Origin of the sequence: Paenisporosarcina sp. OV554, assembly GCF_003058165.1 — a bacterium.
Lineage (GTDB): Bacteria > Bacillota > Bacilli > Bacillales_A > Planococcaceae > Paenisporosarcina.
This window is the reverse complement of the sequence record NZ_QBUC01000011.1, coordinates 1-17,124: the sequence shown is the minus strand read 5'-3', so window position 1 is coordinate 17,124 and position 17,124 is coordinate 1. Positions and strand designations below refer to the sequence as shown.

Here is a 17,124-nt window from a genome sequence, read left to right as displayed (position 1 = left end):
ATATATAGGAAAAAATAGGTAGTATTAAGTTGGAATATTCAAATATTATATTTGCGATGCAACTAGAATGATCATATAAAAGGCTTGGTGTCAAAATGGAGCTTATCACGAAAGACTTACTTATCAATTTTTTGTTTATCCTTTTTCCCTTATTTTTATTACAAATGTTTTACTCGCTGAAGTTCGTGTATCGAATCGATAAGTTGAAAAATATTTTGTTCACGATTCTATTCATGGTTTCAATCGGCCTTTGTATGCTTTTTCCATTTTCGATGGGAGACGGTCTTAATTGGGATTTGCGCAGAATTCCATTTATTATTGGGATTTTATACGGAGGTCCCAAAAACGGAGTAATATTATTTACATTCCTTCTTGTGACACGTTTTTTTATAGGAGGAGATCCCGGTTTTTATATTTCTGTTATTACTTGCAGCATCATGGCAATTATTTTAAGTCTTTTGTCTAAATATTATTTAAAGATGCCGTTAGGGCAAAAGGTTTTTATGAGTGGTTTATTGGTTATCTTATACACTCAAATCGCATTTTTTGCTTCGATAAATTTAGGTAATGAAGGTTTTCCTGCAAACATGTGGTCAGAATACTTCGTGATTAATATTCTGGCGATTCTAATGGCAACGCTTCTTATTGAAGTAATCCGAATAAACTCGGATATGTTAAAAAAGCTGATGAAAGCAGAGAAACTGGAAGTTGTAAGCCATCTTGCTGCAAGTATTTCCCATGAAGTGAGAAATCCACTTACTACGTGCAAAGGATTCTTGCAACTTTCCCAACAGGAAGAGCCTTCTCCCTACATAAAACAATACCTTGCTACAGCGATACAAGAACTGGACAGGGCATCGGACATCATTAATGATTATTTAACTTTTGCGAGACCTGCACCGGAGAAAATTGAGCAAATTTCGATTTACCAAGAAGTTCGAAATGTAGTGAATATTCTCACGCCCTTAGCAAATATGAATAATGTTCAAATGCTCGTTAATATTGAAAAAAGAGATCAAGCATATATTTTAGGAGATCGAAAAAAACTCGAACAGTCGTTAATCAATATTGTGAAAAATGGGATAGAGTCGATGGGTAATGGAGGGCGGTTGGAAATTAAAATCGACTATCAGTACCCATTGGTCCGTGTTGAGATTCGTGACGAAGGCAAAGGGATGACTCAACATCAAATTAATCGATTGGGTGAACCTTATTTCACGACGAAGGAAGATGGAACGGGACTTGGAATGATGGTGTCCTACAGTATTATCAAAGGCATGGGTGGACAAATCAATGTGGATAGCGAAATTGGCAATTGGACATCCTTTTCGATTGAATTCCCCGTGGCACATTAAACAGAAGTAGTCACCTCTCATTATGGAGGTGGCTATTTGTTTGCAATCAAACACGTGGTGAATCCTAAGATCAGATGATTCAAATAAATTTCAATGGAAATATGTTACTATAGATGGAGAAATATAACTGTGTTTCCTAATCTATCCCAGACGATACATAGCTTTGAATGGTCGTTATATAAATCATTTTTCCGGTTATGATTATTGAATGCCAAAATGGAGAACTTTTTGAGCAGACTATCTGACACATATGGAGTAAGGAATGAAAAGGAGGTTATAAAATGAAAAAAGGATTAATTGGCGTTTTGTCTCTTCTGCTTGTCATTCTCTTAACGGGTTGTCAGGAGAAAGCAACGCCAGAGGAGCGTTTGGCGGAATATGTAGATCACTGGAATAAAGGTGATTTTGCAACCATGTACAAAGACTACTTAAACAAAGGGACGAAAGAAGTGTTTGGGACCGGAAATTTTGTAGAGAGACAAGAAGGTCTACATAAGGATCTAGGCATTAAAAACGTCAAAGTAACTTATAAGAAGCCAGCTAAGGATACGAAATGGGATACAGAGAAACCAGCAGATTTTCCGATAAAAGTGTCCATGGATACAGCTGCAGGCCCAGTGGAATTTGAGAAAACAATCACGTTGGTGAATGAATCGCGTGATAAGGAAGAAAATTGGTATGTGAAGTGGGATACATCGTTCATTTTTCCTGAACTTGGAGAGAAGGATACGATAGGAATTTCTACTAGCAAGCCGGCACGTGGAGAGATTCTGGACCGAAATGGGATGCCCATTGCGAAAAATGGTGAAGGGGAAGAAATAGGCGTCGTGCAAGAAAAATTCATGGATGAAGCAAGTAAGACGAAGCTGGCAGAGCTGTTAGGTACATCCGTTGAGTATATTGATCGTCAGTTAAATCAGAAATGGGTAAGGCCAACTGATTTTGTACCGATTGAAAAAGTAGCCAAGAATGAAACCGCATTGTTAAAACAGGCGATTGAAATCCCAGGAGTCACGTACAAGAAAACACCGATGCGTGAGTATCCGTATGGAGAAGCATTGTCTCATTTATCGGGTTATATAGGAACTATTACAGGGGAACGATTAGAGAAGCTAAAGGACAAAGGATATACAGAAACTGACTTTATCGGTCGTCAAGGCATGGAGCGGTTATTGGAAGATAGACTTCGTGGTACAAGCGGAACACGTATTTACATCCAGCCTCCTGAAAAAGGTGCTGAGACGATTACGGTTGCTGAGAACCCGGCTATTGATGGGGAAACGGTTAAGTTGACGATTGATGCGGAGTTGCAAAAAAAGACATATCAAGCTATGAAGGGTGAAGCGGGAACAAGTGCTGCTGTTGACCCGAAAACTGGTGAAACGCTTGCGCTTGTTAGTTCTCCAGGATTTGATCCGAGCAAATTGATGCTTGGTATGAGTGGAGATAGTTATAAGAAATTGCAGGAAAATCCTTTGAATCCACTGTTGACGCGGTTTGAACATTCGTATGCACCAGGTTCAACATTAAAGCCAATGACGGCAGCGATTGGAATGGAAGCGGGAACCCTCGACCCAACGGAAGGGTTAACAATTGATGGAGAGACATGGGCAAAGGATAACTGGGTTAATTACAAAGTGACGCGTGTCCATGCTGAGGCACCGAATCCGATTGATTTGAATAAAGCACTTGTCTATTCTGACAATATTTATTTTGCTCAGGAAGCGCTTGATATGGGAAGTAAGACATTCGTTGAGGGGCTAAGAGGCTTTGGTTTTGGAGAAGAAACTCCTTTCTTTTATAATGTGAAGGATTCGCAAATTTCAAATGACGGCAAAATTGATTCTCAAGGACAACTTGCGGATACATCGTTCGGACAAGGGGAGATGTTGACGAATATTTTACATCTTACTTCGATGTATGAAGTCTTTATAACGGACGGTGTAATGTACAAGCCGACGTTGTTAATGGAAGATGAAAAGAGCCAAGTGTGGAAAGAGGGACTTGTCAGTGCAGAAAATGCGGCGATTCTACGAAAGAGTTTACGTAATGTTGTCGTAGATGGCTTTGCCCCAGCTGCCAATCTTCCGTCCATTCCACTAGCAGGAAAGACCGGTACAGCTGAATTAAAAGCAGCCGGAGAAGATAGAGGCAAGGAGAATGGATTTTTTGTTACTTATAACTCCGAAAATCCTACCTTTATACTAGCGATGATGATCGAAAGTGTAGAAGATAACGGTGGCAGTGCTTATGTAGCAGAGCTTGTTTCTACAATATTTAAGACAGGTAGTGCAGAATAGTTGTTTTGAATTTCATAGTAACGTGTAAGGACTCTATTAGCCCAACTTTGGCTTTTAGAGTCTTTTTTGAAAGCCTGTGTTAAAGAATGCTGTTGATATTGAAGAGCAAACAAAAGAGTACATTTGCGCCGAACATGCCACAAGAGCGTGAAGAATGAGTGGTTTACATACTTGTTGGCTTATGCGAAACGAGCGGCGAGCGCAAATGTACGATAAACAACATGCCTTTTGAAAATATTAAACCTTCGAACATTGGGATTATTTTTCATCCATTCACTTTAGGTTTTCATCTGTTCAACTTGGGTTTCCATCCACTCATTTGAGCATTTCGTCCATTAAACTTGGATTTTCATCCACTCGCGTAACGTTTTCATCCATTCGCTTGGAGAAAGACACCATTCCTCTAGAGAAAGACACGGGTTCCTATGTCCAAAGTCGAATTTGGCCTGTTCCCATTCTTAACTAGGAGATTTGCTAGAATGAAATTTCCTTGGATCAATGTGACTCCAATTCAAACTTAATCACAAGCATTTGTACCTAAAGAGCAATGTGAATAATTAACTAATTAGCAGAATATTAAGAAATAAACTTAAATCCCCTCCTTCTTTCATGTTAAACTGTTGTTGAAACGTTTCGACAAATAATCCAATACTTAAGTTTGAGAGGAGAAAATCATGAATAAAGTGAAGTTTGTAAGTTTTCTTATCGTATTTAGTTTTTTTACCAACTTAGTACTTACGCCGAGTGCTTCTGCAAGTGATGTTGGAAAAGAGGTTGCTTTACAAGCAGAATTGAAAGCGATTGCAAAGAAGACATATAAATATTTTCAGGACCATACAGACCCAAATACAGGAATGACTTACGATGAGGTTCGTTTTACTGATGAAGGAAAGACAGAAGCAACTCATACATCTCCAACGAATATTGCGATGTATATGATGAGTACAGTATCAGCGGAGCAGATGGGAATTATTACGAGAAAGGATGCTGTTAAACGCCTTCACGTATCGATAAATACGTTAGAAAAGCTAGATAAATGGAACGGTCTTTATTATAACTGGTACTACACGAAAGACGGATCGCTTAAAAAAGACTGGGGACAATTTATTTCCCAAGTTGACAATGGTTGGCTTTCAGCAGGATTAATTGTTGTAGGACAAGCTTATAAAGAATTAAATGGACAAACTAGTAAACTCGTTGAAAATATGGATTATTCAACACTATATGATGCAGAAGTTGGTCAGTTCCGAGGTGGTTATGATGTTGCAGCAGGAAAACTAACTGATCATCATTATGGAATGTTTTACACAGAGCCACGTGTAGGAAGTTATATTTCGATAGGTAAAGGGGATGTGCCCAAAGAACATTGGTGGAAGATGTACAGAACTCTGCCGCAAGAGTGGGATTGGCAAGCACAAATTCCAAACGGATATACCACACAATATGATGGTATTTCTGTATTTGAAGGACACTATGAATATAGCGGAATTAAGTATGTTCCGAGCTGGGGCGGGAGTATGTTTGAAGGACTTATGCCAGGTATCGTATTAAAGGAAAAAGACCTTGGCACAAAAGCATTAGGATTAAACAATCAACGTCATGTTGATGTTCAGATTGCTTATGCAAAGGAAAAAGGGTATAAAGCTTGGGGCTTCTCGCCTTCTGCTACACCTGACGGATATAGTGAATTCGCTGCTACTCCACTTGGGACATCTGGCTATAAAGATGGAGCAACTGTGACTGCACATGCTACATTTTTAGCTCTAGATTATGCACCACGAGAAGTTCAGAAAAACATAAAAGCATTAAAAGAGTTCGACTTATATGGCAAGTATGGTTTTTATGACTCTGTTAACGTCGTGACTGGGGAAGTCGCAAAAGCATATCTCGCACTTGACCAAGGGATGATCATGGTATCAATTGCGAATTACCTAAAAGATGGGGTAATTCGTGAGTACTTCCATCAAGATCCAATTGGTGAAAGACCAGAAGAATTATTAGAACAAGAAGTGTTCTCGATTGAATAGAATAGGACATCTAAACACCAAAATCTTCGGATTCTGGTGTTTATTTTTTACTGTCCTAGTATAGGTCCTTATTAATATTTTCTGAAATTAAAGTAAGAAGTGGAAATTTGGTTACAATAATATTAAAAGTCGCGAATATAAAAGTTAGAATTTTCAATTATATATTATTAAATATTTTTGTCTTTTTATCAAAAGAGTAAAAAAGGTAGGGTGCTGAATGGAACTAATCACAAAAGATTTGCTTATAAATTTTCTATTCATCCTTCTTCCTTTATTTTTACTGCAAATGTTTTATTCGCTGAAGTTTGTATATAGTATCGATAAGTTGAAAGATACCATTTTCACGATTCTTTGTCTTGTATCAATCATCCTCTGTATGCTGTTTCCTTTTTCGGTTGGGGATGGGCTATTCTGGGATTTACGGAGAATTCCATTCATCATTGGCATTCTGTATGGCGGACGAAAAACTGCCTTCATTCTCCTGTCATCTATTCTTGTCATCCGTTTTTTCCTGTGGGGAGAAAATGTAGGGTTTTATATAGCTGTTATCACTTTCACCATCATGGCGATTATCGTGAGCTATGTATCCAGCTTTTATTCGAAAATGTCATTAGGGAACAAGTTATGGGTGAGTAGTTTATTGGTCTTATTATCGACGCAAATCACGTTTGTAACTGCAACCGTGATTTTCAATGTGAATTTGAATGCTGAAATGTGGATTGAATTTTTTGCCATCGCTACTGTGGGGTCTCTGTTGGCAACTCTTTTGATTGAAGTGATTCGAATGAACTCAGATTTGTTGGAGAAGCTTATGAAAGCAGAGAAGTTGGAAGTGGTTAGTCATCTCGCTGCAAGCATATCCCATGAAGTGAGAAATCCCTTGACTACGTGCAAAGGATTTTTGCAACTTTCTTATGAAGGCGAAAAATCACCTGAGATTAAACAATACTTGGGAACAGCAATAAAAGAGCTCGACCGGGCATCGGATATCGTCAATGATTACTTAACGTTTGCAAAACCCGCACCAGAGAAAGTGGAAAAAGTCTTCATTTTCGAAGAAGTCCAAAGAGTCGTAAAAGTACTGACGCCATTGGCAAATATGCAAGATGTGCAGATTTTCACCAATCTGGATGAGAGTGATAATACCTTTATTTTGGGCGATCGAAGAAAACTCGAACAATCCTTAATCAATATCGTGAAAAATGGAATTGAATCGATGCCCGAAGGCGGGAAATTGGAAATCAACACTGTTGTTGACTATCCTGTGGTTCGTATCGAAATACGCGATGAAGGCAAGGGTATGACTCAACAACAAATCCATCGTTTAGGTGAGCCTTATTTCACAATGAAGGACCATGGAACCGGACTTGGAATGATGGTATCGTTCAGCCTAATTAAGAGCATGCATGGTCAAATTACTGTTCAAAGTGAAGTCGGTAAATGGACATTTTTTACAATAGAATTTCCTGTGGCTTAATAGTAAAAATAAGGTAGACGGCTAAAATTGTATTTGAGCCGTCTTTTCTTATGGGCAAAAAGATTAAAGCGTTTACAATTTTGTTTATGTGGACTATCATACTTGTATACAAGTATGCAGAATGTTAATTGAGGAAGTGAGATCATGTCTAAATCAAGTGAATTTATGTATCCTTCTAAATGGAATGCAAACGCTTCCACCGGAGTTCGTTTAGCATGTGAGCTGAGACTTCGGATCATTTCAGGCGTAATTCAACAAGGCAGCGTATTATCAGAGAATAAATTAGCAGCAGATTTTGAAGTTAGCCGATCCCCAATTAGGGAAGCGCTTAAGATATTGGCATCTGAAAACATTATTCGCTTAGAGAGAATGGGCGCAGTTGTTGTTGGTTTATCCGATCAAGACATTAAGGAAATTTATGATGTTCGCTTACTTATAGAAACGTTTGTATATGAACGGATTTTGAAAATAGATACGAGTGAGTTAGTGAGAGAACTAAGTAAAATACGCGAAATGATGGAAGTCGCCATTAAATATAAAGATGCAGATGAGTTTTCCTATCAAGATGTGTTGTTTCACGAAACAATTATTCGTTCGATAAATCATTCCTATATCTTGCTGATTTGGAATAACACAAAACCAGTGATGGAGAGTTTGATTCTGTTATCGATGCGGGTGCGTTTAGAGGAAAAGTCGGATGATTTTTTACGTATCTTGAAAAATCATGAGATTTATATTAAAGCGATTGAAACAAAGGATAGAGAGATTATGATTCAAGCTTTACATCAAAACTTTGAAGATGTGCAAGGGACAGTAGAAGACCTTTGGATGTCGCAACAAATGCTCACGACAGAAAGGGAGCAATAAAATGACGAATTATATGTTAGGCGTAGATATAGGTACGACGAGTACGAAAGCTGTTCTATTTACCGGAAAAGGTGAAATTATTCAACAAGAGAATATTGGTTATCCCCTTCATACACCAGATATTTCGACGGCAGAACAGAATCCGGAAGAAATCTATCAGGCTGTCTTACTAGCCATTAAAAATATAATGGCACATTCTCAAATATCCCCGGAAAAGTTATTGTTTATAGCATTTAGTAGTGCGATGCATAGCGTGATTGTGATAGATGAACATGATCAACCTCTAACGCAGTGTATTACTTGGGCGGATAATCGAAGTGAAGCTTGGACTCGGAAAATTAAAGAAGAGTTAAATGGTCATGAAGTATACAAACGGACGGGGACACCTATTCATCCCATGTCGCCGTTAAGCAAAATTACGTGGATAGTGAACGATCGACCTGAAATAGCAACCAAAGCAAAGAAATATATTGGCATTAAAGAATTCATATTCAAAAAGTTCTTTGACCGATATGTTGTGGATCATTCTTTGGCTTCAGCAATGGGTATGATGAATCTCAAAAATCTGGACTGGGATGAAGAAGCGTTGCAAATTGCCGGTGTAACACCTGAGCAGCTATCTGAGCTTGTGCCGACCACTGAAATTTTCACGAATTGCAACCCGGACATCGCGCGTAAGCTTGGTATAAATGCTGAAACGGCATTTGTTATAGGTGCTAGTGACGGAGTGCTTTCGAATATCGGTGTGAATGCCATTGGCAAAGGTGAAGTAGCGGTAACCATTGGAACGAGTGGCGCTATCCGGACGATTATTGACCGTCCTCAAACGGACGAAAAAGGTCGGATCTTCTGTTATGCATTGACTGAGAAACATTGGGTTATTGGCGGGCCAGTCAACAATGGTGGGATGGTTCTCCGCTGGATTCGAGATGAATTTGCATCTTCAGAAGTAGAGACAGCCAAGAGACTGGGCATTGACCCATATGAAGTGTTAACCAAGATTGCTGAACGTGTTCGACCAGGGGCTGATGGGTTGTTATTCCATCCTTACCTAGCCGGTGAACGTGCACCATTATGGAATCCTGACGTACGAGGTTCATTCTTTGGTTTGACGATGTCTCATAAGAAAGAACACATGATTCGTGCTGCTTTGGAAGGTGTTATTTACAATTTATACACCGTATTTTTAGCCTTACTAGAAGTGATGGATGAACCTGTTGTTCGTATTCAAGCTACAGGTGGCTTCGCACGGTCGGATGTGTGGCGCCAAATGATGGCTGATATTTTTGATCTCGAAGTGGTTGTTCCAGAAAGTTATGAAAGTTCATGTCTAGGTGCTTGTATTTTAGGATTATATGCTACTGGAAAAGTCGATTCATTTGATGTGGTTTCTGAGATGATTGGTAGCACATTCAAACACACACCTATCGAATCTGATGTACAAGAATACCGTGAGTTATTGCCGATATTTATTAATTTATCGAGAGTATTGGAAAAAGAATATTCTAGTATCGCAAATTATCAAAGAAGATTAATAAATAAAAAATAAAGTATTGGGGGAATTGTCATGCCGTTAGTTATTGTTGCGATTGGAATTGTCGCGTTACTTGTTTTAATCATGGGGTTCAAATTAAACACGTTTGTTTCTTTAATTATTGTCGCTTTCTGTGTCGCTTTAGGTTTAGGTATGCCACTAGATAGTATTGTAGGTTCAATTGAAGCTGGATTAGGTGGAACACTTGGCCATTTAGCTTTAATCTTTGGTCTTGGTGCAATGCTAGGTAGTTTAATTGCAGATTCAGGGGGCGCGCAACGTATTGCGATGACTCTAATCGATAAGTTCGGAGAAAAAAATATTCAATGGGCAGTTGTAGTTGCTTCATTTATTATTGGAGTAGCGTTATTCTTTGAAGTAGGATTAGTATTATTAATTCCGATTGTATTTTCGATTTCAAAACAATTACGAGTTTCTATACTATACTTAGGTATTCCAATGGCTGCTGCACTGTCAGTGACACATGGTTTCTTACCACCTCACCCGGGTCCTACAGTAATAGCTGGAGAGTACGGGGCAAATATTGGGGAAGTATTACTTTACGGATTTATTATTGCTATTCCAACTGTTATCATAGCGGGTCCTTTGTTTACGAAACTTGCTAAAAAACTTGTACCTGATTCATTCACTCGTACAGGAGACATTGCTTCTTTAGGTGAACAAAAAACGTTTAAAATTGAAGATACACCTGGTTTTGGTATCAGTGTATTTACAGCTATGTTCCCAGTTATTTTAATGGCGATAGCGACAATTATTACAATGATTCAAAAAACAAATGCTTTAAATGATAATGTTTTTTTCGAAGTTGTTCGTTTTGTAGGTAATGCTTCAACTGCTATGTTGTTATCTTTACTACTTGCTATATATACAATGGGTCTAGCTAGAAATATTCCAATGAAAACAGTCATGAATACGTGTTCGAAAGCAATAGCGAGTATTGGGATGATGCTACTGATTATCGGTGGTGGTGGGGCTTTCAAACAAGTACTTATTGATGGTGGAGTTGGTGACTACGTTGCCGAATTATTCAGCGACACGACACTATCACCTATCCTACTTGCTTGGACGATCGCCGCTATATTACGTATCGCTTTAGGTTCGGCTACAGTTGCTGCATTAACTACAGCTGGTTTGGTTATACCTTTGTTAGGTGCAACAGATGTTAACCTAGCTTTAGTCGTACTGGCAACAGGAGCAGGAAGTTTAATTGCTTCACATGTAAATGATGCAGGCTTCTGGATGTTTAAAGAGTTTTTCGGTTTAACGATGAAAGAAACATTTGCAACATGGACATTACTTGAAACGATTATTTCCATATCTGGATTAGGGTTTATTCTATTATTAAGTTTATTCGTATAAAAAGGAGTTTGAACTAATATGAGTAATACAATTGGTGTTATGGGTTTAGGTGTCATGGGTAGTAGTATTGCTTTAAACATGGCGAGTAAAGGTGAAAAAGTTTCGGTCTATAATTACACGAGAGATTTAACTGACTTACTTATGCAAAAAAATGAATACGAAGAAATGTATCCTTACTATACACTTGAAGAATTTGTGCAGTCTTTACCATCACCACGGAAAATCTTTGTCATGGTCACAGCAGGTCCAGTGGTAGATGCAGTTATTCAATCACTCGTTCCTTATCTTGAGGTAGGCGACATTATCATGGACGGTGGGAATTCAAATTATCAAGACACTGCCCGTCGATTTGAAGAATTAAAAGCGCAAGGAATCGATTATTTAGGTATCGGTGTTTCTGGTGGAGAAGAAGGAGCTTTGAAAGGTCCTTCCATCATGATCGGTGGAGAAAAAGAAGTATATGACAAAGTGGCACCTATTTTCACGAAGATTGCTGCTCAAGTTGAAGGAACCCCTTGCTGTGCATACATGGGTCCTAAAGGAGCAGGTCATTTTGTGAAAATGGTGCATAACGGAATTGAATATGCCGATATGCAACTTATTGCTGAAGCCTATACTTTTTTAAGAAACAGACTTCATCTGCCGTTACATGAAATTGCTGATATCTTTGAAACTTGGAATCAAGGGGAACTGAAAAGTTATTTAATTGAAATCACTGCGGACATTTTAAGAAAAATGGATGACAAAACAGGCAAACCACTTGTTGACGTAATTCTTGATAAAACGGGTCAAAACGGGACAGGTAAATGGACAAGCATTCAAGCAATCGATAATGGAATCCCCGTATCTATTATTACCGAATCGTTATTTGCTCGTAACATTTCTTCTGTTAAAGACGAGCGAGTTCATGCATCAACAATACTTGCAGGACCAGAGGCTCAACTTGAGGACTTAGATCGTGAGTTGTGGATTGAGTATGTCCGCCAAGGATTATACATGGGTAAAATTTGTGCATATGCTCAAGGGTTTACTCAATATAAAATTACTTCTGAACTTAATGGATGGAATTTGCCGTTACAAGATATCGCGCTTATTTTCCGTGGAGGCTGTATTATTCGAGCGGAGTTCTTAAACACTATTAGTGAAGCGTATGAAGCACAAGAAAAAATCGCTAATTTATTGATTGCTCCAACCTTTGTTGAAAAAACGAAGGAGTATCAGCTAGGAATGAGAAAAGTCGTAGCAGAAAGCATGATCTCTGGTTTGTCGTCTCCAGGATTAAGTGCTGCATTAACTTACTATGATAGTTATCGTACAGGTGATTCTAGTGCGAATCTATTACAAGCACAACGTGATTATTTCGGAGCGCATACATATGAGCGCACTGATATTGAAGGTTCTTTCCATACGAATTGGAAATAACAACTATCGGTTTGTGAAATGAAAATATTTGTAAAATAATAGACCTTTCGAGAGTTCAATTGAACTTTTGAAAGGTCTTTTTTTGTATGTTTCTATGTAGAACACTACTCTGCTCCTAAAACATCCATCAAATTAACTAAATATTTTATAGATTCAAAGAACTATTGATGATTTATTAATTGGGTGTTTTAATTATGGAAAGATTTAACTTGTTAAATATGTATTTCCTAACTGGAGTAGCCGAAAAAGCTGCTATTCAATGATCGGAGCAGGCCTTGCTGAGGATGAATTAAAGGAGAAGAAAATTTAGTTAAATAGTTTGCCTGAATTCTTTCAAAAAAAGTATTTCAGGCAAACTATTTCTGTTATTAAAGCATTCACGGGGGTGAGATTTTGTATGATTTACAAGTACTGGGGAAACAAATCGTGATTGAGCTTGCAAGTTTAATTGAGCAGAGCGTAATTGTTACTGATAAAAATGGGATTGTGATTGCAAGTAAGGATCCATCACGTTTAAATTCGTATCATGAAGGTGCGTTTATTTCGATGGAAAATAGAAAGGAAATTCATATAACGAAAGAGATGTGTGACGAACTTCAAGGAGTAAGACCAGGAATTGTTTTGCCGATTGTCATTTCAGATAAGGCTATTGGAGTTATAGGGATTACGGGGAAACCATTGGAGATTGAAAAGTATGCGAAGTTAGTTAGTAAAGTATCGGAGCTTTTTGTTACAGAGTTTATTATGCGCGAACAAAGAGAACGTGTTATTCGTGAAATTGAATTATTTGTTTTTGATTTATTTATGACAGAAGCTAGTATTGATTCGATAGAAAAACGAGCCACATTATTGGATATTGATACATCAATTTACACGCGTGTAGCTGTCATTCAATCTTTTAAACAGTTTGAAATTACGGATATTGAGAACTTGTTACATATTCAAACCATCCACCCTAATTTAAAAATCGTACGTTGGGGAATGGAAAAACTTGTTCTGTTAATCCCCAATATTTCCAAAGAACAATTACAAATAGGATTAGAAAGTTTATCATCGAAAATTCTGAAAATAACTAAACAAAAAGTAAATATCGGAGTTGGAGAAATAAAATCTTTTTACCAGCTGCCTGAATCATTATCACAAGCTGAAATGGCAGTCGATGTTTCTGCGAGAAAAGGAAATATTATTTTCGAGGAAGATTTAAAACTCGAATTACTCTATCATTCAATTCCGAAAGAGATTCGCGAGGAATTTTTAAGACGCACGATTGCTCCACTTCTTGCAGAAGAAGAATTAATGCACAGTCTTGAAGTATGGCTTCATAAGAAAGGTGCTCTTCAAGAAATCGCTGAAGAATTACATATACATAAAAACACATTAAAATATCGTTTAAATAAGATTGAAATGATGCTTGGGATAGATTTAAATAATAAGAACGATTTAACGATGATGTACACAGCGTTTAGCATTTTAGCAAAAAAGTAAGTCGGCACCCTGATTTTAAGGGTGTTTTTTGTATTATAGGACAAAAAAAGCAAATAATTAAGATGTAAATATGGTCCTCACTCTATAGTAGTCTGACTATTTAAATAATATCATTGGTTATGTAAACTGCTTTCAGTCAGAATCAACCAAATAAGGTTAACTAAAAGTGGAGTGAGGTGATGTTTAATAAAGTCTAGAAGCAGTTATTCGGTGGATGTCACTGGACACGTTTCAGCAGAAGAGTTGCAACTGCTGATCTCATTCTCACTGGTTAAAGAGAGAGTAAAATACGAATTCGAAGGAGAAACAAGATGAAAAAATGGACAAATTGTACACTAATTTCTGTTCTGGCACTCTCGTTATTTATACCTTCCGCATCCTTTGCTCAAACAAATGAAAGTCCTCAAGCAGCGAAAAAGGAGTCCTTTCAATATCCGGTGTTAACAAAAGTGAAAAAACCAGAAGATGTCGGCTTTTCCTCAGAGAAGCTTGAAAAAGTGGATCAATTAATTGAAAAAGAAGTGGCAGCAGGTTTTCCGGGTGCTGCTTTAATTGTCATAAAAGATGGGAAAATCGTTAAAAATGAAAGTTACGGCTACAAAAAGAAGTTTGATGGACATACACCCCTTAAGAATTTTTTGGAGATGGAAAACGATACCCTGTTTGATCTTGCTTCAAATACCAAAATGTATGCAGTAAATTTTGCTCTTCAAAAATTAGTTAGCGAAGGCAAGCTTGATGTACATGCAAGAGTTCAGGAATACATTCCTGATTTTAAAGACACAGAGTTAGATGTAATCAAAGGAAAAGATACTATGAAGATTATCGATGTGCTTCATCACACAGCAGGTTTTAAACCAGATCCGCAATATCATAACCCTAAGGTGTCAAAAGAGCTTTACTCACAGGAGCGTGAGAAAACGATTGAATTCATTAATAAAACTCCACTCACTTATGTACCTGGAACGCAAAATGTTTACAGTGATGTCGACTATATGCTGCTGGGTACAATTATAGAAAAAATCACAGGTGAAAAGCTGGACGAGTACGTTGAAAATGAGATGTACAAGCCTTTGAAATTAAAAGATACCGTATATAATCCGCTTCAAAAAGGCTTTAAGCAAAAGGATATCGCAGCAACAGAATTGCTTGGAAATACACGTGACGGAGTCATTGACTTCCCAAATATTAGAAAGTATACGCTTCAAGGGGAAGTTCATGATGAAAAGGCTTTTTATTCGATGGAAGGTGTTTCAGGTCATGCCGGTCTGTTCTCGACTACAAGTGATCTCGCTGTCCTTCTTCAGGTGATGTTAAACGGTGGAGGCTATGGAAATCATACATTGTTTGATCAAGAAACAATCGATGAATTCGTTGCACCTTCAGATATGAATTCCACTTACGGGCTTGGCTGGAGACGAAATGGCAATGACAGTATGGAATGGATGTTCAGTCCTTATGCAAGCGACAGCGCATACGGTCATACTGGCTGGACGGGAACAGTGACAATCATTGATCCTGAAAAAGACTTGGGAATTATCTTGCTGACTAATAAAAAGCATTCGCCGCTTGTGAATCCTGCGGTTAACTCCAATCAATTTTTCGGGGATCTTTTTACAACTGGAAGCTATGGAAGTGTAGTAACAGCTGTTTACGAAGCTTTAGAATCAAAATAAGTAGAGGGGGATGAGAAGATGGTGATAATTAAAAAGAAATGGGTATGTGCTACCTTAGCTGCAGTACTGTCAGTTTCCGTATTAGCAGGTAGCAAACCTGCTAAGGTTTCAGCTGAAACAGATGTGAAAGCAATTGTTGAGGGCATGTCAGTCGATGAAAAAGTCGGTCAAATGCTTATGCCGGATTTTCGGAACTGGCAAAAGCAAGGGGAAAGCAAAGCAACTGGCTTTACAGTGATGAATGATGAAGTGGGAAGCATCATTAAAAAATATCATTTAGGTGGCGTCATTCTATTTGCCGAAAATGTTGTGGGGACGGAGCAAACTGCCCGATTGACAGATGGTCTGCAAAAGGCGAGCCCAGAACTTCCGCTTTTCATCACCATTGATCAAGAAGGTGGTATCGTTACACGCCTGCAAACAGGGACAAACTTGCCGGGCAATATGGCGCTTGGTGCAGCAAGAAGTGAAAAGTATGCTTATCAGACTGGCGAGATCATCGGCAAAGAATTATCATCTCTTGGCGTTAGTGTAAACTTCGGTCCAGCTCTTGATGTAAATAATAATCCAGGAAATCCTGTAATCGGTGTCCGTTCATTCAGCTCAAATCCTGAGCTTGTTTCAAAGCTTGGGATCCAGACAATCAAAGGTCTCCAAAGTCAGAATATGGCTGCAACAACAAAGCATTTCCCAGGACATGGTGATACAGCAGTAGACAGTCATTATGGTTTGCCTTTAGTGTCTCATGATAAGGAAAGATTGCGTTTGGTCGAGCTTGTTCCTTTCCAAAAAGCAATCGATGAAGGCGTAGATATGGTCATGACAGCTCATGTCCAGTTCCCTGCCTTTGATGATACAACTTATACCAGCAAAAAAGATGGTCAGGAAATTATGGTTCCAGCCACTCTTTCAAAAAAAGTGCTAACAGGCCTTCTCCGTGAGGAAATGGGATTTAAAGGTGTTATCGTTACAGATGCGCTTAACATGAAAGCTATTGCGGATAATTTTGGACAAGAAGAAGCTGTTGTTTTAGCCTTAAAATCAGGCGTTGATATTGCGTTAATGCCTGCTCAGGTCAACTCACTCCAAATGGAGGGGAATTTAAGCTCTGTTTTTAATGCTGTTAAGGAAGCAATAGAAATAGGTGATCTTCCAATCGAACAAGTAAATAATTCAGTTCAAAGAATTCTAGAGCTAAAAGAGAAGCGTGGAATTTTAACTCCAGACAACACACCAATCGATGAAAAAGTTGGAAATGCTTTAAACGTTGTTGGAAATCAAGATCATTTGAAAAAAGAAAAGAAAATGGCTGAAGATGCTGTTACTCTTTTGAAAAATGAAGATAAAACATTGCCTTTTAAACCGAAGAAAAATGACAAAGTCCTTGTCCTTGCTCCATTCGCTGATCAAGTAGAAGCAATGACAAGAAGCATTCAGGAATTAAAGGGAAAGAAAAAAGCAGTCAAGGTCAGAGGGCACTGCAAAACGAATACAGAAATTAGGGGAAAGCGCTAGATTCGCTTTTCCCTTTTTCGTTATAATAAATAAAAAGCTCTGAAAGTGTGTGTTAATCATGTTAAATCAATCAAAACAAACTACTT

General features: G+C 38.1%; 10 protein-coding genes and 1 pseudogene. All 11 read left to right on the top strand.

From position 1 onward, the window contains the following. Positions 1-185: 185 nt before the first annotated feature. Positions 186-1,355 carry an ATP-binding protein gene (locus tag C8K15_RS11085; RefSeq protein WP_158268299.1) on the top strand — a complete coding sequence of 390 codons (1,170 nt, stop codon included), beginning with the start codon at positions 186-188 and terminating at the stop codon, positions 1,353-1,355. 281 nt (positions 1,356-1,636) lie between these two features. Next, a complete protein-coding gene (locus C8K15_RS11080; RefSeq protein ID WP_108586478.1) occupies positions 1,637-3,655 on the top strand; it encodes a penicillin-binding transpeptidase domain-containing protein in 2,019 nt (672 codons plus the stop codon). 674 nt (positions 3,656-4,329) lie between these two features. Beyond that, the gene (locus C8K15_RS11075; RefSeq protein ID WP_108586477.1) at positions 4,330-5,682 is read left to right on the top strand and encodes a glucoamylase family protein; all 1,353 of its coding nucleotides are present in this window, start codon (positions 4,330-4,332) and stop codon (positions 5,680-5,682) included. A 217-nt stretch (positions 5,683-5,899) separates the two neighbouring features. Continuing rightward, positions 5,900-7,159 (top strand): ATP-binding protein, encoded by a 1,260-nt coding sequence (locus C8K15_RS11070; RefSeq protein ID WP_108586476.1) that lies wholly within the window; start codon positions 5,900-5,902, stop codon positions 7,157-7,159. 144 nt (positions 7,160-7,303) lie between these two features. Then, positions 7,304-8,026, top strand: a complete 723-nt coding sequence (locus C8K15_RS11065; protein WP_108586475.1) for a GntR family transcriptional regulator — start codon at positions 7,304-7,306, stop codon at positions 8,024-8,026. 1 nt (position 8,027) lies between these two features. Continuing rightward, the gene (gene gntK, locus C8K15_RS11060; protein WP_108586474.1) at positions 8,028-9,575 is read left to right on the top strand and encodes a gluconokinase; all 1,548 of its coding nucleotides are present in this window, start codon (positions 8,028-8,030) and stop codon (positions 9,573-9,575) included. Between the two features lie 18 nt (positions 9,576-9,593). Then, on the top strand, positions 9,594-10,940 hold the full coding sequence (locus C8K15_RS11055) for a GntP family permease (RefSeq protein WP_108586473.1): 1,347 nt from the start codon (positions 9,594-9,596) through the stop codon (positions 10,938-10,940). An 18-nt stretch (positions 10,941-10,958) separates the two neighbouring features. Then, complete coding sequence (gnd, locus tag C8K15_RS11050; protein ID WP_108586472.1) at positions 10,959-12,362, top strand: decarboxylating NADP(+)-dependent phosphogluconate dehydrogenase; 1,404 nt, start codon at positions 10,959-10,961, stop codon at positions 12,360-12,362. Between the two features lie 393 nt (positions 12,363-12,755). Then, positions 12,756-13,847, top strand: coding sequence for a CdaR family transcriptional regulator (locus tag C8K15_RS11045; protein WP_233260449.1), 1,092 nt, complete (start codon positions 12,756-12,758; stop codon positions 13,845-13,847). A 311-nt stretch (positions 13,848-14,158) separates the two neighbouring features. Continuing rightward, positions 14,159-15,523, top strand: a complete 1,365-nt coding sequence (gene pbp4b / locus C8K15_RS11040; protein WP_108586470.1) for a penicillin binding protein PBP4B — start codon at positions 14,159-14,161, stop codon at positions 15,521-15,523. 18 nt (positions 15,524-15,541) lie between these two features. Continuing rightward, a pseudogene (locus tag C8K15_RS11035) lies at positions 15,542-16,993 on the top strand (glycoside hydrolase family 3 protein); the annotation flags it as partial. Positions 16,994-17,124 lie beyond the last annotated feature (131 nt).

Excerpts from the sequence above, each read along its gene's own strand:
- C8K15_RS11080 (WP_108586478.1), top strand. The coding sequence starts at position 1,637 with ATGAAAAAAGGATTAATTGGCGTTTTGTCTCTTCTGCTTGTCATTCTC.
- gnd (WP_108586472.1), top strand. The coding sequence starts at position 10,959 with ATGAGTAATACAATTGGTGTTATGGGTTTAGGTGTCATGGGTAGTAGT.
- C8K15_RS11055 (WP_108586473.1), top strand. The coding sequence starts at position 9,594 with ATGCCGTTAGTTATTGTTGCGATTGGAATTGTCGCGTTACTTGTTTTA.
- pbp4b (WP_108586470.1), top strand. The coding sequence starts at position 14,159 with ATGAAAAAATGGACAAATTGTACACTAATTTCTGTTCTGGCACTCTCG.
- C8K15_RS11075 (WP_108586477.1), top strand. The coding sequence starts at position 4,330 with ATGAATAAAGTGAAGTTTGTAAGTTTTCTTATCGTATTTAGTTTTTTT.
- gntK (WP_108586474.1), top strand. The coding sequence starts at position 8,028 with ATGACGAATTATATGTTAGGCGTAGATATAGGTACGACGAGTACGAAA.
- C8K15_RS11070 (WP_108586476.1), top strand. The coding sequence starts at position 5,900 with ATGGAACTAATCACAAAAGATTTGCTTATAAATTTTCTATTCATCCTT.
- C8K15_RS11065 (WP_108586475.1), top strand. The coding sequence starts at position 7,304 with ATGTCTAAATCAAGTGAATTTATGTATCCTTCTAAATGGAATGCAAAC.